The organism is Pantoea sp. ICBG 828 (genome assembly GCF_002928355.1).
GTDB lineage: Bacteria > Pseudomonadota > Gammaproteobacteria > Enterobacterales > Enterobacteriaceae > Pantoea > Pantoea dispersa.
Map to the genome: position 1 here is coordinate 195117 of NZ_POWN01000008.1, position 18494 is coordinate 213610.

Sequence of the window (18494 nt, forward strand, 5' to 3'; positions counted from 1 at the left end):
ACCTGCGGACTATTAAAATGGAACACCCTGAGACAGCAGGCTGGCTGCGACCGCTGCACGCCGACCGGCTTACGCCCTACCTGGAAGTTGATGCTGCGCGCCTGCAGCGTAACCTGCAACTGATGCAACAGAAAGCCGATGCCGCCGGCGTCGCGCTGCGTCCCCACATCAAAACTCATAAAAGCGTCTGGATCGCTGAACAGCAGCAACAGCTGGGTGCGCGCGGCATTACCGTGTCGAAACCGAGCGAAGGCGTGGCTTTTGTGCACGGCGGGGTACGCGATGTGCTGCTGGCCTATCCCGTGGTGCACGCCGCCGCGCTGACCGAACTGCTGCAGCTGGCGGCACAGCATCAGGCGCGCATTACCTGCATCGCAGATTGCGCGGCGGGCGTAAGCGCCATCGCCGCCGCCCATCAGCAGCAGCCGGACTGCGCGCTGGCGATCGCCATTAAAGTGGATGTGGGTCTGCATCGCGTTGGCGTCGATCCGCATAGCGATAGCGCGCTGACGCTGGCGCAGCAGATTGTCGCCAGCGGATTGCCCTTCGCCGGGCTGATCTCGCATGCGGGTCATGCGTACGCTGCGGGTCATGCCACGGCGATAGCTGAGGTGGCGCAGCAGGAGATCGCGCTGATGCGTGACCTGCAACGGCGGCTGCTGGATGCCGGCTTTGTTCCTTGTCCCATCTCGGTTGGCTCCACGCCCACGGCGCTGGCGGCACCGGTAGCCGCTGGCAGCGATGAAATTCGTCCCGGCAATTATGCCCTGCTGGATCTCACTGCCTGGCGTCTGGGCTTGTGTGAGGCGGATGCGCTGGCGTTAACGGTCGTGACGCGCGTGGTGGCCGTTAATCCTTATTACGCCATCATTGATGCCGGCTCCAAAATGCTGAGCTCGGACAAAGGCCCGCACGGCACCAATGCCAGCGGTTTCGGCATCGCGGTGGACGAGCATGGCCATCAGTATGAAGTGCAGAAGTTGTCGGAAGAGCACGGCTTTTTAACCTATGGCGAACATGCGCCTGCGGTTGGCGCCCTGTTGCGCATCTTCCCTAACCACAGCTGCGCGGTGGTGGCGCAATCCGATCGCTTCGTGCTGCGTCAGCCCGACGGCAGCGCCGGACTGCATGACATTCAGGGCCGCGGTCGTTTTATCTGACAGAAAACGCTGTTGCAGCACACTTCCGTCACCGGGCCATTTGCAGTCCGGTGACCTTCAGTTAAGGTGACAGGCGATGTTTCAGGTTTAATTTGTCGTTTACCTGCCCCGCGGAGGCTCCATGCTGCCATCTCAGACAGTGACGCTCACCATTCCCCGTAACTGGTTAGATCTGTACGAAACCATCTGGAAACCCGAATGTTTTGCGAAGTGGGCCAGCGGCCTGAGCAGCAGAACGCTGACGCAGGAAGGCCAGTACTGGAAAGCGAAAGGCCCGGAAGGCACAGTGAAGATTCGTTTCACTCCCTATAACCCGTTTGGCGTGATGGATCACTGGATCGACACCGGCAGCGGTAAAGAGATTTATATGCCGATGCGGGTCATTGCCAACGAGCAGGGTGCCGAAGTCGTCATGGTGGTTTATCGCCAGCCGCTGATGTCTGACGAGAAGTTCGCCGGGGATGTTGCCTGGGTAAAACGCGATCTTGAGCGCCTCCTTCATCTGTTAACCCATTAGAATCAATGCATTATCCCACCAGCCACCCTTTATCCTCCGCTGGACGTAATCGTTAAAAAGCAGCATTTTTTTCGCGCAGCGGTGTTTAACTGTTTCACCGCGCGCAAAGCGCATTTTCGCACCATTCACCAGTCTGGCTAAAGCGTCGTAACCGGGAAAATTCCTGGTCGTGCCGGACTGGCGAGAGCTGAGTGCTTCTGATTTATCTCTGTTTTTTCCTGTGCGCTGACTTGTTCAACTTTGCAGCGCCATTAAAGGTGGAAAAAAACTAATAAATTGTAAAGATCAGAATTTATATATTCACATCCATATTCTGAAACCATTTATTCCTGCAGTCGATTTATAGGAGTTTTCTTATGGTGTTAATTTAAATAAAACACGGTATAACTCCTTCACACACAGCAGTACTTAATAATAAAAACAGCAGGGACATAACATGGATCGCTCAACCTATCCTTTGTTATCTGAAAAAGAATTTGTTGAGATTGCCAGACGGATACTGGCCGGGAAATATAATAATGCAAAAGGATTTTATAACGATCTCGCGGATTTCCTCCTGACCGGAGGAGATACCGCGCAGACGCCACAACAATTACGCGCCAGGGGCATCATTTTATTATCAGAGCATCACTTAATTAACAGCATCGCGACGTGGCCGGTACTGAAAGGTATCTCAGGACTGCGACAGGAAGCGCTGCATTGATGTGATCTGTACTCTGGGCCGCCGCCCGGGTGAACCCTTAATTGCACTGGTACATGTACCATAATGAGCAGAGTATGGCGATACGCGAAAGAAATCTGGCCAGCGCCAAATGGTCAGTGTTGTCATCCATAAAAATCGTTGGCATTGGGGTATTACAGCTTTCACTGCTGGCGCAAATCCTGCAGGCAAATGAGCTCAATTTGCTCGCGATTGCCGTAGTGATATTATTAGTGATTGATACACTAGCCGATCGCGGCTTCGGTAACGCACTTATTCGCTATCAAAGTTTAAATAACAGCGAACTCTCGACGCTTTACTGGGGTAATGTATTAAGCGGTTTATTTATTTTTGCCGTGCTGTTTATCGGCAGTGATATTTACAGCCGAGTAATGGGACAGTCGGAACTGGCAATTATGCTGGAGATGATTTCCGTCATCTTTATTATTATTCCGCAGGGGCAGCACTATCGCGCCATCCTGCAACGGGAAAAACAATTTACGCGCATTGCCTTTACGGAAACGTCTTCCGTGCTGGCAGGGCTGGCGGTCACGCTGTTTACCGTGTGGCTGACGCCGTCAGTGCTGTGCGCCATCTGGGGTTACCTGGCGATGGTTTCCATCAGAATGCTGATCTACTGCTACTACGGACGTCCCTGGTTCCAGCCGGAGTACCGTTTTAGCCTGAAAGCTTTCGCCGCAGTGCGAGCAAGAAACGGATAATAACAACAAGTCTGTATGGTGGGCTCTGGGCATCTGCAAGATGCGTTCGCGTGCTGGTTACCAGCACGCTTTTTTCTTTTTATGCTTCCAGTAACTCTTCCAGCGAATGATAAGCCAGCTCGCTCAGCTTGCCATTGCGGTGCAGGCGCAGCCATCCCACCAGCATGCGCAGCTCGTCAATCACCATAAACAGATCGGCCATATCGTTTTTGCTTTTCACCTGCAGGCGGGTAAGCGCATTTAGCTTGTGTGCATTCACCGTTTTATGGCTGATACCGAGCCGGTTACCAATCTGCTCCGTGTTGTAGCCCCACGCCATCATCAGCAGCACCCGTAGCTGCCGGTCCGGTAGCAGAATGTCAGCCCCCTCCTGCAACTGCGGTATCCCGCCGGCGATACAGGCCAGCAGGCAACGACGCAGCGCGGTGTGTGAGGACTTTAAATCGAGGACGCTGAGTCCGGGCAGATAACGACTGAGAGCGTGCATCATCGGCAACAGACGTCGGGTCAGCACCAGCATCTGCATGGCCGGAAACTGCTGCTGCAGCGCATACAGCACTTTGAAGGTGCCAGCCAGCGGCATATTCTCGTGAAAAATAAACACCAGTAACCGCGGCCGCACTCTTTCACACTGCGAGATGACGGTACTGAGCGACCAGAGTTCATGCACCCGGCAGCCCACCGGTAACGCTGATAGCAGGCTTTCCAGCCCGAGTGCCGCCAGCTTATCGGAGGAGTAATAGAGGATGTCTTCGCTGTGTTTTTTCATGCCTGTCCAGAGTTGCTGCACGTCGCGCCCGTAAATGATGAGCCTGAATGAGCAGGCATTAATCAGGTGCGACACATCATCGGCGAAACTTAAATCAGGGTCGATCCGCCGTCTCGCATCATTTTTATTGATGCGAAAACACCGGCTGACAACCGCAGTTCCTCTGTAACAAGCCCATCAGCAGGCTCGCCATCAGCATGGCTAATCCGAAAACATTTTTTTAGAAAATCTCAGTGGTCTACACTCTGGGAAATCTTTAGCCTTGCCGCCAGTTTACTGGAGTGCTCTATGTTATTAACCGTCCTGTACATCATTGGTATTACCGCCGAAGCAATGACCGGTGCGCTGGCGGCAGGCCGACGCAAAATGGACCTGTTTGGCGTCATTATTATTGCGTCGGTCACGGCGATTGGCGGCGGCTCGGTGCGCGATATTCTGCTGGGCCACTATCCGCTCGGCTGGGTGAAACACCCGGAATACATCATGATCGTCGCGGCGGCGGCCGTGGTCACAACCTTTGTCGCGCCGCTGATGAATCATCTGCGTAAAGTGTTTCTGGTGCTGGATGCGCTGGGTCTGGTGGTGTTCTCGATTATCGGCGCACAGGTTGCGCTGGATTCCGGCCATGCGGCGATCATCGCCGCCATCGCCGCAGTCATAACTGGCGTTTTTGGCGGCGTGCTGCGCGATATGTTCTGCAACCGCATTCCGCTGGTGTTCCAGAAAGAGCTGTACGCCGGCATCGCTTTTGCCTCCGGCTGGATGTATATCCTGCTGCTGAAAACACCGCTGGCGCATGAAGTGGTGGTGATCATCACGCTACTGTTCGGCTTCTTCGCCCGCCTGCTGGCGCTGCGCTTCCGCCTCGGTCTGCCGATTTTCAACTACCCCCACCCCGAGCACTGACGGCTGCGCCGGGATATTCTGCTGCTGCAGAAAGTGAATCAGCGACTGCAGGCGCGCATCCTGCAGCATCGTCACCAGCCGCTGTGCCAGTACGCTGCCGATACCCGGCAGCTGCTGCCAGCTGTCGGCTGAACGCGCCAGCAACTGCGACCACTGCGTATCGGGCAACGCCTGTAGCGCCGTGCGCGGCAGCGGTAAGCCCAGCGCGCTGATCCAGCGGCGCAGCGGCTGCTGGCGCGTCAGGTTAAAACGATGCCAGATCTGCCGGGCGCGTACGGTGGAGATGCCCTGTGCCTGCGCAATCTGCTCTGGCGTGAGCGTCAGCCAGGAGAACAGGTGGCTGACGCTGCCGCCGTCCAGCAGGCGCTGCCAGCTACTGCGCTGCATGCCAGCAATATCCAGTACCGACTTATGACTTAGCCAGCTGAGACGCGACAGAAACTGCGCGCGACACCCTGCGCTGAAGTGCAGGCAGCTCAGCGGATTGAATGCGTCGTCCTGCGGCGGCGACGGATAGTCGCGCTGCGCCACGCGCCAAATCACTCGTTCCAGCCGCGGAATACCCAGCCCGGCCAGCGACAGCGTGACCTGATCGCCGGCGATCACATCCCACTGCTTCCAGCGACGCAGCGAGCCCAGATTGACCCGCCGGACGGTTTTATCCTCCAGCTGCACCGGCTGCAGGTTCAGCACCACGGCAATTTTTCCGGTGCGTCCGACGTTGAAATCCACCGACAGCACCTCGCTGCTGACTTCGGCAGGCTGATATTTCCACGCGGCCGACCAGCTGCCCTGTCCGGGCTGCCAGTCGCGCCCGACGCGCTGCGGTGACTGGTGAATCACCACACCATCGGTGACAAAAGGCAGCGGCTGGCGATACCAGCGCTCACGCCAGGCCGCGACCTCCTCTTCATTACTGACCTGGCGGCTCCACTGCTGCGTCAGGGCAAAGCCCCACTGCGTAAGCTGTGCCAGCCGCGCCTGCATCATCGGCGGCCCATCCGGCCATGCCCAGATAAACACGCCAATGCGCGACAGCAGCGGACTGGCTTCGCGCCGCATCATGGCGCCCGCCACCTGGGCGCGCGCATTCTGACCGCCATCGCGCACCTGCTGGTGATCGGTCATCGTCAGGAACAGCTCACCCTGCAATACCACTTCCGCACGGTCGGTCGTGATATGCTGCGGGATCGCCGCAATGTGCGGCGCTTTCGCCAGCCACTGTTCACCGCGCAGTCCGTCGCCCCGGCTGATCAGGCCAGCCAGTTCGCCGTGGCGATACATCAGCGTCACCGCCACGCCATCGACTTTTGGCTGCACCCACAGCGCCGGTTTATCCTGCATCCAGTAGGCCACCGCCAGCTTGTCACGCAGCTTGCGTACGCCGGTATGCGCCACCGGGTGCAGCGTGCTGCCGTCGGTGCTGAGCTGTGCTGCATAGCCGGGCAACGCCGGCGTGAAGCAGCGCTGCCACTGCTGTAAGCGCTGCTGCAGGCTGTCGTAATCGGCATCGCTTACCGGGCTTTGCCCCTGACGGTAGTAGGCATCATCCCAGTGGCGCAGCTGGTTGTGCAGCACGCCCATCTCCTGTTCAGCGCGCACCGGTGACCAGTTGGGACAAACCGCCATCCCATTCGCACATCCCGCCAGCAACATCGCACCCAGCCATCTCCATCCTTTCATCGTCGCCTCCTTTTTTGCTGATTGCAGCGTGCCGCGGTGAGTGACACCAGCGTTAAAAAGCCGATTGTGGAGCGAGGCTGACGGATTTTTGTGCGAATTGCAGAAAGTTGCGCTGCCGCTGGAGGGCGCGCACAGAAAAAGAATTGCCGCGTGCGGGCGGCAAACGCTGCGTGCTGCGCTTAAGCCGTGTATACTGTGCAGGAAATCGACTCCGCTCTTTACTCAATTCAAGATAACCATGGCTCAAGGCACGCTCTATATTGTTTCCGCCCCCAGCGGCGCAGGTAAATCCAGCCTGATTCAGGCGCTGTTAAAGACACAACCGCTGTACGATACGCAGGTGTCTGTTTCTCATACCACCCGCGGCGTGCGCCCCGGCGAAGCGCATGGTGAACACTACTTTTTCGTCTCAAAGCCTGAATTCGAACGCATGATCGCCGAGGATGCTTTCCTTGAGCATGCGGAAGTGTTTGGCAATTATTACGGCACCTCACGCGCGGCGATTGAGCAGGTGCTGGCGACCGGCGTTGACGTGTTTCTCGACATTGACTGGCAGGGCGCACAGCAGATTCGCCAGAGAATGCCGGCCGCCCGCAGCATCTTTGTTCTGCCGCCGTCCACCGAAGAGCTGGATCGCCGCCTGCGCGGCCGCGGTCAGGACAGCGAAGAGGTGATCGCCCGCCGCATGGCGCAGGCAGTGGCAGAAATGAGCCACTATGCCGAATACGATTATTTGATTGTTAATGATGATTTCGATCTGGCGCTGTCGGATCTGAAAACCATTATTCGCGCAGAACGTCTGCGTATGGGTCGCCAGAAAGCGCGACATGATGCTTTAATCAGCAAACTATTGGCAGTCTGAAGTCACTTTCAGTATTATGCCCAGTCATTTCTTCATCATCTGTGGAGTAGCACACCTATGGCACGCGTAACCGTTCAGGACGCAGTAGAGAAAGTTGGTAACCGTTTTGACCTGGTGTTGGTCGCTGCACGTCGTGCACGTCAGATGCAGGTAGGCGGCAAAGATCCGCTGGTTCCGGAAGAGAACGATAAAGCCACCGTTATCGCCCTGCGCGAAATCGAAGAAGGCCTGATCACCAACCAGATTCTGGATGTCCGTGATCGTCAGGAACAGCAAGAGCAGGAAGCCGCTGAGTTACAAGCCGTTACCGCTATCGCTGAAGGTCGTCGTTAACAGCACTCTGCAGGTCAACCTTGTATCTGTTTGAAAGCCTCAATCAGCTGATTGAAAAATACTTGCCTGAGGAGCAAATCAAGCGCCTCAAGCAAGCTTACCTTGTCGCACGTGATGCCCACGAGGGCCAGACACGCTCCAGCGGCGAACCCTATATCACCCATCCCGTTGCGGTTGCCTGCATTCTGGCCGAGATGAAGCTCGACCACGAAACGCTGATGGCGGCGCTGCTGCATGATGTGATTGAGGATACGCCCGCCACCTATCAGGACATGGAACAGCTGTTCGGAAAAAGCGTGGCCGAGCTGGTAGAAGGCGTTTCCAAGCTCGATAAGCTGAAATTCCGCGACAAGAAAGAAGCGCAGGCTGAAAACTTCCGCAAAATGATCATGGCGATGGTGCAGGACATTCGCGTCATCCTGATCAAACTGGCTGACCGCACGCACAACATGCGCACGCTGGGTGCGCTGCGTCCGGATAAAAAACGGCGCATCGCGCTGGAAACGCTGGAGATTTACAGTCCTCTGGCGCACCGCCTCGGTATTCATCACCTGAAAACGGAACTGGAAGAGCTCGGCTTTGAAGCGCTCTATCCAAACCGTTTCCGCGTGATTAAAGAGGTGGTGAAAGCGGCGCGCGGTAACCGTAAAGAGATGATTCAGAAGATCCTGTCGGAAATCGACGGGCGTCTGCAGGAAGCCGGCATTCCGTGCCGCGTCAGCGGACGTGAAAAGCATCTCTATTCGATCTACCGCAAAATGCACCTGAAAGAGCAGCGATTTCACTCGATCATGGATATTTATGCCTTTCGCGTCATCGTGAAAGACCTTGATACCTGCTATCGCGTGCTCGGTCAGATGCACAGCCTGTACAAACCGCGTCCCGGACGCGTGAAAGATTACATCGCCATTCCCAAAGCCAACGGCTATCAGTCACTGCACACTTCGATGATCGGCCCGCACGGCGTGCCGGTTGAGGTGCAAATCCGTACCGAAGATATGGATCAGATGGCGGAGATGGGGGTGGCGGCCCACTGGGCTTATAAAGAAGCCGGCGAAAGCGGTACCACCGCGCAAATTCGCGCCCAGCGCTGGCTGCAAAGCCTGCTGGAGCTGCAGCAGAGCGCTGGCAGCTCGTTTGAATTTATCGAGAGCGTAAAATCCGATCTGTTCCCGGATGAGATCTACGTGTTTACGCCGGAAGGCCGCATCGTCGAACTGCCCGCTGGCGCCACGCCGGTGGATTTCGCCTATGCGGTGCACACCGATATCGGTCACGCCTGCGTAGGTGCGCGCGTCGATCGCCAGCCGTATCCGCTGTCGCAGGCGCTGACCAGCGGCCAGACGATTGAAATCATTACCGCACCTGGCGCCCGACCAAATGCCGCGTGGCTCAACTTTGTGGTGAGCTCAAAAGCGCGAGCCAAAATTCGCCAGCTGCTGAAAAACCTCAAGCGCGAAGATTCCGTTAACCTCGGCCGTCGTCTGCTGAGCCACGCGCTCGGCGGCAGCAAAAAGCTGGCCGAAATTCCTGCAGAGAATATTCAGCAGGAGCTGGAGCGTATGAAGCTCTCCAGCATCGACGATCTGCTGGCGGAGATTGGCCTCGGCAATGCCATGAGCGTGGTGGTGGCGAAGAACCTGCTGCAATCCGGCAGCGAACCGTCATCTGGCAGCAGTAAGCGCAGCAAAAAGCTGCCCATCAAGGGCGCTGATGGCGTGCTGATTACCTTCGCCAAGTGCTGCCGTCCCATCCCTGGCGACCCGATTGTCGCGCACGTCAGCCCCGGTAAAGGTCTGGTGGTGCATCACGAATCCTGCCGCAACATTCGCGGCTACCAGAAAGAACCGGAAAAATTCATGCCGGTTGAATGGGATAAAGTGACCGATCAGGAGTTTGTCGCCGAGATTAAGGTGGATATGTTTAATCACCAGGGCGCGCTGGCCAACCTGACCGCGGCAATCAATACCGCAGGTTCGAATATTCAAAGCCTCAATACCGAAGAGCGTGACGGCCGCGTTTACAGCGCCTTCATCCGCCTCACCGCGAACGATCGCGTCCATCTGGCCAATATCATGCGTAAAATCCGCGTGATGCCGGACGTGATTAAAGTTCACCGTAACCGTAATTAGTGCATGAACGCTCAACGTTTTGCTCGTATCCAGGAGATGCTGGCCATGCGCCAGCACGATCTCACCGTCTGCATGGAGCAGGTGCATAAGCCGCACAATGTCTCTGCGGTGATCCGCACCGCCGACGCCGTCGGCATCCACGAAGTTCATGCGGTATGGCCCAGCGTGCGTATGCGCACCATGGTGTCCGCGTCGGCGGGCAGTAACAGTTGGGTGAAGGTGAAAACCCATCGCCACATTGCTGATGCGGTGCGCCATCTGAAAGATCGCGGCATGCAGGTGCTGGCGACCCATCTGTCTGACAAAGCGGTCGATTTCCGCGAGATCGATTACACCAAACCGACCTGTATTTTGATGGGCCAGGAGAAAACCGGCATCACCGCTGAAGCGCTGGCGCTGGCCGACCGCGATATCATCATTCCGATGGTCGGTATGGTGCAGTCGCTGAATGTCTCCGTGGCCTCTGCGCTGATTCTGTATGAAGCCCAGCGCCAGCGGCAAAACGCCGGCATGTATCGCCGCCAGCACAGCCTGCTGGACGAGGATGAGCAGCAGCGCCTGCTGTTTGAGGGCGGGTATCCGGTGCTGGCGCGCGTAGCGAAGCAGAAAGGCCTGCCCTATCCGCACATCAACGCGCAGGGCGAAGTCGAAGCCGATGCCGCCTGGTGGTCCACCATGCAAGCGACGGGTAAAAAATGAAAGGCCGTCTGCTGGATGCCATTCCGCTCAGTACCCTGACCGGCGTCGGCGCCAGCCAGGCGGGTAAGCTGGCGAAACTCGGCCTGTTTACCATTCAGGATCTGCTGCTGCACCTGCCGCTGCGCTACGAAGACCGCACCCAGCTGTACAAAATTAACGATTTGCTGCCCGGCATCTGGGCGACGGTGGAAGGTGAAGTGCTGCACAGCGAAATCACCTTTGGTCGCCGCCGTATGCTGGTATGCCAGATCAGCGACGGCAGCGGCGTGCTGACGATGCGCTTCTTCAACTTCAACGCCGGCATGAAAAACAGCCTGGCACCGGGCCGTCGCGTTACCGCTTATGGCGAGATCAAACGCGGCCAGCGCGGCGCTGAAATCATTCATCCGGAGTATCGCGTCCAGGGCGAGTTGGGTGGCGTTGAGCTGCAGGAAACTCTGACGCCGGTCTATCCCACCACCGAAGGTATTCGCCAGGCCACGCTGCGCAATCTCACCGATCAGGCGCTGACGCTGCTGGAGAGCTGCCCGATTGCCGAGCTGCTGCCGCCGGAATTGAGCGGCGGTTTGATCAGCCTGCCGGAGGCGCTGCGCACCCTGCACCGGCCGCCGCCGGACCTGCGCTTGAGCGAGCTGGAAACCGGCCGTCATCCGGCGCAGAAGCGTCTGATTCTCGAAGAGCTGCTGGCGCACAATCTCAGCATGCTGGCGGTACGCGCCGGCGCGCAGCGCCATCACGCCCTGCCCATGCCGGCACGCCACCAACTGGTGGACAAACTGCTGGCTGCACTGCCATTCTCGCCCACCGCGGCGCAGCGGCGCGTGGTCGCAGAGATTGAGCGCGATCTGGCGCACGACTTCCCGATGATGCGTCTGGTGCAGGGTGATGTCGGCTCCGGTAAAACGCTGGTGGCTGCGCTGGCGGCGCTGAACGTGATCGCCCACGGCAAGCAGGTAGCGCTGATGGCCCCGACCGAGCTGCTGGCAGAACAGCACGCCAGTAATTTCCGTCAGTGGTTTGCGCCGCTTGGCGTGGAAGTTGGCTGGCTGGCCGGAAAGCAGAAAGGGAAAGCGCGCGAAGCGCAGCAGGAGGCGATTGCCAGCGGTCAGGTGGCGATGGTGGTGGGCACGCACGCGCTGTTCCAGGAACAGGTGAAATTCAACGGTATGGCGCTGGTGATCATTGATGAGCAGCACCGTTTCGGCGTGCATCAGCGGCTGGCGCTGTGGGAAAAAGGCGAAGAGCAGGGTTTCCATCCGCATCAGCTGATCATGACCGCTACCCCGATTCCGCGCACCCTGGCGATGACGGCCTACGCCGATCTCGATACCTCAACCATTGACGAACTGCCGCCGGGCCGTACGCCGGTGACCACGGTGGCGATTCCCGATACCCGCCGCAGCGACATCATCACCCGGGTGCAAAGCGCCTGCCACGAGGGCCGTCAGGCCTATTGGGTGTGTACGCTGATCGATGAATCCGACGTGCTGGAAGCGCAGGCGGCGGAAGCCATCTGGCAGGAGCTGAAAGTGGCGCTGCCGGACCTGCAGGTCGGTCTGGTACACGGGCGTATGAAGCCGGCGGAGAAACAGGCGGTAATGGCGGCGTTCAAGGCCAACGAAATCCAGCTGCTGGTGGCCACCACGGTGATTGAGGTCGGCGTGGATGTGCCCAACGCCAGCCTGATGATCATCGAAAACCCGGAACGACTTGGTCTGGCACAGCTGCATCAGCTGCGCGGACGCGTTGGCCGCGGTGCCGTCGCCTCACACTGCGTGCTGCTGTACAAAGCGCCGCTGAGTAAAACCGCGCAGAAACGCCTGCAGGTGCTGCGCGACAGCAACGACGGTTTTGTCATCGCCCAGCACGATCTGGAAATTCGCGGTCCGGGTGAACTGCTCGGCACGCGCCAGACCGGCAACGCCGAGTTTAAGGTCGCCGATTTACTGCGCGATCAAAGCATGATTCCGGAAGTTCAGCGCGTGGCGCGCCATATTCACCAGCATTATCCTGAACAGGCTCAGGCGCTGATCGAGCGCTGGCTGCCGGAAACCGAGCGCTACAGCCACGCTTAATCCAGCTGCGGCTGTCGATCCACCGCCATAAAATCCCCGACGAAGCGCTGTAACAGGCGCGTTAACTCAGCGCGCTCTTCAGCTGGCCAGCCAGCGAACAGCTGCTGATAGATCTGGGTGCGCGCCGCGTCGATTTTGTCCGTCATCGCTTTTCCCGCCGCGGTGATCACCGCCTCATTGATCCGCTTGTCTCTGGCATTTTTCTGCCGCTGCGCCAGCCCCAGCTCTTCCAGCTTCGCCACCTGGCGGCTGACAGTGGTGTAATCGCGCCCGGCGCGATCGGCCAGCTCGACCACGCCGAGGGGACCAAAGCGGCCAATCTGGATCAGCAACGGAAACAGGGCGCGATCCAGCTGGATACCGGACTCTTTTATTAATAATTCATCGCGTTGCGGACGATTAAAGGTGCCGACGATCATCAGCAGCGCGTTGTGCAAATCATCGAAGCCGGCATTATTATGTGTATTTTGCACGCTTTTCATTGACGTCATCCCAGAGCAGGCCTAATGTGTGCATATTACACATATTATCCGATGAACTGAAGGTGAAACATGAAAGCAGCTATTGTCAGTGCCGCAGGTGAGAAACCGGTATGGGGCGATTTCCCGCCACCGCAGGCCGATGAACAGCATGTGGTGGTGACGGTGAAGGCCGCCGCCATCAGCCAGCTGGCGAAAGCGCGGGCCGCCGGCGCCCATTACAGCGCCGGTAGCCACTATCCGTTTATCGCCGGTATTGATGGCACCGGCACGCTGAGCAACGGCGATCCGGTCTATTTTCTCGCCTTTAGCGCACCGTGGGGCAGTATGGCGCAGCAGACCCGGGTGCCGGCTGCAGCGGTGGTTGCGCTGCCGCCGACGCTTGATCCGCTGCTGGCTGCGGCAATCGCCAATCCCGGCATGTCCTCGTGGGCCGCACTGACGCGTCGCGCGCAGTTTCAGGCGGGTGAAACCGTGCTGATCAACGGCGCAACCGGCACCTCCGGCGGGCTGGCGGTGCGTATTGCGCGTCACCTCGGTGCCGGGAAAATCATCGCCACCGGCCGTAACCGCGCGGTGCTGGAGCAGCTGCGCACGCAGGGCGCGGATATCATCCTGACGCTGGATGAACTGCCCGGCGCGCTGCCAGCGCTGATGCAGCAAGGCATTGATGTGGTGCTGGATTATCTGTGGGGCCAGAGTGCGCTCGACATCATGCATGCGGCCGTGGCCGGCGGTGAGAAAACGGTGCGTTTTGTGCAGATTGGCTCGCTCAGCGGGCAGGAGATCGCACTGCACAGTAAACTGCTGCGCTCATCCGGGCTGACGCTGATGGGCAGCGGACTGGGCAGCGTCTCTGACATCGAACTGATCGCCTGTATTGGTGAGATGCTGAACGCCGCCGCTGAAAGTGACTTCTCCATCGCTTTTCAGCAGCGTCCGCTGAGTGAGGTAGAGCAGGCGTGGCAGCAGGATGACAGCCGCTGCCGCACCGTGTTTACGCTCTAGATCAATCACAACCAAAAGGGGTACTGCAAACGATTGCTTTCACAACGCAACCGTTTAAAATCGCCCCTTTGTTGTTATTGAGAAGCCACCATGTCCGTCAATACTGCTGAATCCCGCCAGCCTGCCACTGCGCCAGGCGAGAGCAAAAGTGAACTGATTTACCGTCTTGAAGATCGTCCGCCGCTGCCGCAAACGCTGTTTGCTGCCTGCCAGCATCTGCTGGCGATGTTTGTGGCGGTGATTACCCCGGCACTGCTGATCTGCCAGGCGCTCGGCTTACCGGCGCAGGACACGCAGCACATCATCAGCATGTCGCTGTTTGCTTCGGGTGTGGCATCCATTCTGCAAATCAAAACCTGGGGACCGGTGGGTTCTGGCCTGCTGTCGATTCAGGGCACCAGCTTTAACTTTGTCACGCCACTGATCATGGGCGGTATGGCGCTGAAAAACGGCGGCGCCGATGTGCCGACCATGATGGCAGCGCTGTTTGGTACCCTGATGGTGGCTTCCTGTACCGAGATGTTGCTGTCACGCGTGCTGCACCTCGCGCGCCGCATCATCACGCCGCTGGTGTCCGGCATTGTGGTGATGATTATCGGTCTGTCGCTGATTCAGGTCGGCCTGACCTCGATTGGCGGAGGCTTCGCCGCCATGAACGATCACAGCTTTGGTGCGCCGAAAAATCTGCTGCTGGCCGGTGCCGTGCTGCTGGTCATCATCCTGCTCAACCGTCAGCGCAACCCTTATCTGCGCGTCGCGTCGCTGGTGATCGCCATGGCGGTGGGTTATGCGCTGGCCTGGGCGCTGGATATGCTGCCCGCTACCTCAGCACCAACCAACCAGGGGCTGCTGGCCGTGCCGTCGCCGCTCTATTACGGCCTGGGTTTTGACTGGAATCTGCTGATCCCGCTGATGCTGGTGTTTATGGTGACCTCGCTGGAAACCATCGGCGATATTACCGCCACCTCCGATGTCTCCGAACAGCCGGTCAGCGGTCCGCTGTATATGAAGCGTCTGAAAGGCGGCGTACTGGCCAATGGTCTCAACTCGTTTGTGTCGGCGCTGTTCAACACCTTCCCTAACTCCTGCTTTGGTCAGAACAACGGGGTGATTCAGCTGACCGGCGTGGCCAGCCGCTACGTGGGCTTTGTGGTGGCGCTGATGCTGATCGTACTCGGCCTGTTCCCGGCGGTGAGCGGCTTTGTGCAGCATATTCCGGAACCGGTACTGGGCGGTGCCACCATCGTGATGTTTGGTACCATTGCCGCTTCTGGCGTGCGCATCGTGTCGCGCGAGCCGCTCAATCGCCGCGCCATTATGATCATCGCGCTGTCGCTGGCGGTGGGCCTTGGCGTATCGCAACAGCCGCTGATTCTGCAATTTGCCCCGGACTGGCTGAAAACCCTGCTGTCATCCGGCATCGCCGCCGGGGGTATCACCGCTATCGTGCTTAACCTCGTCTTTCCGCAGGAAAAGTAATGCTGCTGGCAGGCTACGGCCTGCCTGTTATTTATCCGCTTTTTCATCCAGGCTGTTGAGCTGTAACGGTAATTCAGGCATAACAACCACTCACCGGATAAATATCGGGATGGATGGATGCGATGAAATTTTTAGGCAAGTTTTTCCTTACCTTGTTACTGCTGATTCTGCTGGCGCTGGTGGTTCTCTATGTGCTGCTGCAAACCCAGTGGGGCGCAGGCTGGTTTAGCCGTTGGGTAAGCGATAAAACCGCCTGGCATTTGTCGCTGAGTAAGATTGAGCACAACTTCTCCTCGCCTTCCCACATCATCCTGGATGACTTCAGCTTCGGCCACGACGGCCAGCCGGCGGTACTGGTGGCGAAGCGCGTCGATCTCGGTCTGGCACTGGTGCAGTTCAGCGATCCGCTGCATTTCGACAGCATTGAAGTGCGCGACGGCGACATCAACCTCGCTAACCAGTCACCACAAACCACGCTGCCGATTCAGGCCAACCGGCTGCAGCTCAATAATGTGCAGATCGAAAGCCCGCACAGCGCCCTGCCGCTGGCGGCGCAGCGGGTCAACGGCGGCATTGTGCCGTGGAAGCCCACGCCTGACGATATGCTGGGCAGCGATGCGCAGTTCCAGATGAGCGCAGGTGCCATGACGCTGGACGGCGTCGCCGGTAACAACGTGCTGCTGCAGGGCAATATCGCCAAACGCCGGCTGGTGCTGAGCAATATCGGCGCCGATCTGGCGCGCGGCTCAATGACCGGACGTGCCGAGCGCGACGCGCAGGGTAACTGGCAAATCAACCAGCTGCGTCTTAACGATATCCGCCTGCAAACTCAGCAGAGCCTGAGCGAGTTCCTCAGTCCGCTGCGTGACGTGCCTTCGGTGAGCATCAACCGGCTGGATATGACCGATGCGCGCCTGCAGGGCCCGGACTGGGCGGTGACCGATCTCGATCTGACCCTGAAGAACATTACACTGCGCGGCGATGACTGGCAGAGCGACGACGGTTCGCTGGCCATGAACGCCGGCAACTTTATTAACGGCAGCTTTGAACTCAACGATCCGATCGTCAACGCCGAATTCTCACCGCAGGGCATTCAGCTGACGCAGTTCAGCTCACGCTGGGTCAACGGCGTGATTCGCGCCAGCGGCAGCTGGACGCGCAGCGATAAGCGCCTGACGCTTGACGATTTAGCCATTGCCGGCCTGGAATACACGCTGCCGCAAAACTGGCGCGATCGCTGGCAGCAGACGCTGCCGGGCTGGCTGGATAGCGTGCTGGTGAAGCGTGCGACCGCTAACCGTAACCTGGTGATTGATATCAATCCGGCCTTCCCGTTCCAGATGACCGCGCTCGACGGTAATACAGAGAATCTGCTGCTGGCGCGCCAGCATCAATGGGGCATCTGGGCGGGCAAAGCCACCTTTAACGCGGCGGAAGCCACCTTTAACCGCACCGATTTACGCCATCCGTCGATTAGCCTGAACGCCAGCGATCGGCAGATTGAGGTCAGCGAGATGAGCGCCTTCAACGGTAGCGGATTACTGGAAGGCACGGCAACCGCAGGACAGGAAGCACAGCGTCCGTTTACGCTGAACCTGAAAGGCCAGGCGGTACCGGCAAACGTGCTGCAAAACTGGGGTTGGCCTGCGCTGCCGCTGAGCGGCAGCAGTAATTTGCAGCTGCAGCTGAAGGGCTCGCTTAGCGCGGGCGCCCCGCTGCGTGCCAGCGCAGAAGGCAGTTTGTCGGTGACGACGGATACGCAGTCGCTGCAGCAGACGATGCGTGGCGGGCAGGTGCAGTGATGATTGCATGACCGATCGCGCTGAAAAGCGCGATGCGGGCGCGTCAGGCCATCACAAATCGCACAATATTTGTAGCGGCGCGATTTATCGCGCAATAAATTGCGCCGCTACCAAAAATGCAACTGTTGTTGAATGCATTTGAATCTTAGCTGGCAAGCATTACGCCATGCAGAGTGACCCTGTGGTTTTGTTGCGCGCTGCGTGGTTAATTAATACGCGCGCCTGAACCGCCCTCTTCCAGCGGTCCGTCGGGATCGGCGGGTAACACGATGTAAACACCTTCAAACACCGCGCCCAGCTCATCATCCCCAAACAGCTCCACCTCCATCTGTACGCGTGCTTTTCGTCCGCGCGCCAGCCGGTCGAGATCGCCGCTCAGCGAGCCGAGATCGGCGATGGCGCCGGGCCGTCCGCTGATCGGTTTGCTGTAGCGAATATGTGCATCGGCCAGAATGATGGTGCCGCCAAGATGGCGTTCGCGCAGTAGCAGCCAGATCAATCCCCAGCCGGTAAGCGTGGCGAGTGAAAACAGGCTGCCGGCAAACAGCGTGTGGTGTGGGTTCTGGTTGCCGGCTTCCGGCATGGTGGTAACAAACTTCTGCCCGGTATACTGCAGAATGCGCACGCCCATCTTTTCGCTCAGCGGGATGTGTTCGTACCACGCCTGCTGCAGCTGTCCGCACCAGTCGGCGCGATGCAGAATATCATCCAGCGTCACCACCGGTTTAATCATCAGGAAGTGGCGCACCGGCGTGGTTTGCGGTGCGGTAATTTCGCCCTGATTGACAAAGCCGAGCTTGGCAAAGAACTCCACCGCATCCTCGCGCGCGCTACAGGTGACGCGTTTGGCCCCTTCCTGGCGGGCCACCGACTCCAGCGTCATCGCCACCAGCGTACCCAGCCCTTTGCCCTGCACCGACGGATGCACCGCCAGAAAGCGGATCGCCGCTTCATTTTCCGCATTGATATACAGCCGGCCTACCGCTACCGGTTTGCCGTGCTCATCCACCACCATCTGGTGATGCGCCAGCGCATCCCAGGCATCACGTTCTGAGCCCTGCGGCTGGCGCAGCGGCTTCCGTAACATTTCCCAGCGGAACTGGTAATACATATCCAGCTCTTCCGCCGTTTGCGGTACGCGAAGATGATACATAAAGTGATTCTCTCG

At 58.5% G+C, this 18494-nt stretch carries 17 protein-coding genes; 13 read left to right on the forward strand and 4 right to left on the reverse strand.

The window, feature by feature from the left end; translation table 11 throughout:
• The first annotated feature begins 17 nt into the window (after positions 1-17).
• The 4 genes from C1Y43_RS19350 (at position 18) to C1Y43_RS19365 (ending at position 3099) form a co-directional block, all read left to right on the forward strand.
• On the forward strand, positions 18-1160 hold the full coding sequence (locus C1Y43_RS19350) for an alanine racemase (RefSeq protein WP_104189278.1): 1143 nt from the start codon (positions 18-20) through the stop codon (positions 1158-1160).
• Positions 1161-1281: 121 nt separating this feature from the next.
• Positions 1282-1677, forward strand: a complete 396-nt coding sequence (locus tag C1Y43_RS19355) for a hypothetical protein (protein ID WP_058771009.1) — start codon at positions 1282-1284, stop codon at positions 1675-1677.
• Positions 1678-2113: 436 nt separating this feature from the next.
• Positions 2114-2380 carry a hypothetical protein gene (locus C1Y43_RS19360; protein ID WP_058771008.1) on the forward strand — a complete coding sequence of 89 codons (267 nt, stop codon included), beginning with the start codon at positions 2114-2116 and terminating at the stop codon, positions 2378-2380.
• A 74-nt stretch (positions 2381-2454) separates the two neighbouring features.
• Complete coding sequence (locus C1Y43_RS19365; protein ID WP_104189280.1) at positions 2455-3099, forward strand: oligosaccharide flippase family protein; 645 nt, start codon at positions 2455-2457, stop codon at positions 3097-3099.
• A 79-nt stretch (positions 3100-3178) separates the two neighbouring features.
• Here the strand turns inward: C1Y43_RS19365 and C1Y43_RS19370 are convergent, their stop codons facing one another.
• Positions 3179-3868 (reverse strand): LuxR C-terminal-related transcriptional regulator, encoded by a 690-nt coding sequence (locus tag C1Y43_RS19370; RefSeq protein WP_058771006.1) that lies wholly within the window; start codon positions 3866-3868, stop codon positions 3179-3181.
• A gap of 288 nt (positions 3869-4156) precedes the next feature.
• On the opposite strand from C1Y43_RS19370, the gene C1Y43_RS19375 reads away from it, so the two are divergent.
• Positions 4157-4774, forward strand: a complete 618-nt coding sequence (locus C1Y43_RS19375; RefSeq protein WP_031279636.1) for a trimeric intracellular cation channel family protein — start codon at positions 4157-4159, stop codon at positions 4772-4774.
• Here the strand turns inward: C1Y43_RS19375 and ligB are convergent.
• Entirely contained in the window at positions 4688-6457 is a 1770-nt protein-coding gene (ligB, locus tag C1Y43_RS19380) for an NAD-dependent DNA ligase LigB (RefSeq protein ID WP_104189282.1), read from the reverse strand. The genes C1Y43_RS19375 and ligB overlap by 87 nt on opposite strands.
• Before the next feature lie 238 nt (positions 6458-6695).
• On the opposite strand from ligB, the gene gmk reads away from it, so the two are divergent.
• The 5 genes from gmk to recG are packed head-to-tail and all read left to right on the forward strand — an operon-like array spanning position 6696 to position 12558.
• Positions 6696-7319 carry a guanylate kinase gene (gene gmk / locus C1Y43_RS19385; protein ID WP_021507104.1) on the forward strand — a complete coding sequence of 208 codons (624 nt, stop codon included), beginning with the start codon at positions 6696-6698 and terminating at the stop codon, positions 7317-7319.
• A 57-nt stretch (positions 7320-7376) separates the two neighbouring features.
• Positions 7377-7652 carry a DNA-directed RNA polymerase subunit omega gene (rpoZ, locus tag C1Y43_RS19390; RefSeq protein WP_021314198.1) on the forward strand — a complete coding sequence of 92 codons (276 nt, stop codon included), beginning with the start codon at positions 7377-7379 and terminating at the stop codon, positions 7650-7652.
• Between the two features lie 20 nt (positions 7653-7672).
• On the forward strand, positions 7673-9784 hold the full coding sequence (gene spoT / locus C1Y43_RS19395) for a bifunctional GTP diphosphokinase/guanosine-3',5'-bis pyrophosphate 3'-pyrophosphohydrolase (protein ID WP_021507105.1): 2112 nt from the start codon (positions 7673-7675) through the stop codon (positions 9782-9784).
• 3 nt (positions 9785-9787) lie between these two features.
• Positions 9788-10483 (forward strand): tRNA (guanosine(18)-2'-O)-methyltransferase TrmH, encoded by a 696-nt coding sequence (trmH, locus tag C1Y43_RS19400; RefSeq protein WP_031279638.1) that lies wholly within the window; start codon positions 9788-9790, stop codon positions 10481-10483.
• Positions 10480-12558 carry an ATP-dependent DNA helicase RecG gene (recG, locus tag C1Y43_RS19405; protein WP_104189284.1) on the forward strand — a complete coding sequence of 693 codons (2079 nt, stop codon included), beginning with the start codon at positions 10480-10482 and terminating at the stop codon, positions 12556-12558. The genes trmH and recG overlap by 4 nt, the downstream gene beginning before the upstream one ends.
• Here recG and C1Y43_RS19410 read toward each other — a convergent pair.
• Positions 12555-13040 (reverse strand): MarR family winged helix-turn-helix transcriptional regulator, encoded by a 486-nt coding sequence (locus C1Y43_RS19410; protein WP_058780488.1) that lies wholly within the window; start codon positions 13038-13040, stop codon positions 12555-12557. The genes recG and C1Y43_RS19410 overlap by 4 nt on opposite strands.
• Before the next feature lie 69 nt (positions 13041-13109).
• Between C1Y43_RS19410 and C1Y43_RS19415 the strand changes: the two genes are divergently transcribed.
• The 3 genes from C1Y43_RS19415 to C1Y43_RS19425 all read left to right on the forward strand — a co-directional run bounded on the left by C1Y43_RS19415 (position 13110) and on the right by C1Y43_RS19425 (position 17326).
• The gene (locus C1Y43_RS19415; RefSeq protein ID WP_104189286.1) at positions 13110-14045 is read left to right on the forward strand and encodes a zinc-binding alcohol dehydrogenase family protein; all 936 of its coding nucleotides are present in this window, start codon (positions 13110-13112) and stop codon (positions 14043-14045) included.
• A 90-nt stretch (positions 14046-14135) separates the two neighbouring features.
• Positions 14136-15524 carry an NCS2 family protein gene (locus C1Y43_RS19420; RefSeq protein ID WP_104189288.1) on the forward strand — a complete coding sequence of 463 codons (1389 nt, stop codon included), beginning with the start codon at positions 14136-14138 and terminating at the stop codon, positions 15522-15524.
• A 122-nt stretch (positions 15525-15646) separates the two neighbouring features.
• On the forward strand, positions 15647-17326 hold the full coding sequence (locus C1Y43_RS19425) for an AsmA family protein (protein WP_104189305.1): 1680 nt from the start codon (positions 15647-15649) through the stop codon (positions 17324-17326).
• A 205-nt stretch (positions 17327-17531) separates the two neighbouring features.
• On the opposite strand, the gene fabY is transcribed toward C1Y43_RS19425, so the two are convergent.
• Entirely contained in the window at positions 17532-18479 is a 948-nt protein-coding gene (fabY, locus tag C1Y43_RS19430) for a fatty acid biosynthesis protein FabY (RefSeq protein WP_021507112.1), read from the reverse strand.
• Positions 18480-18494 lie beyond the last annotated feature (15 nt).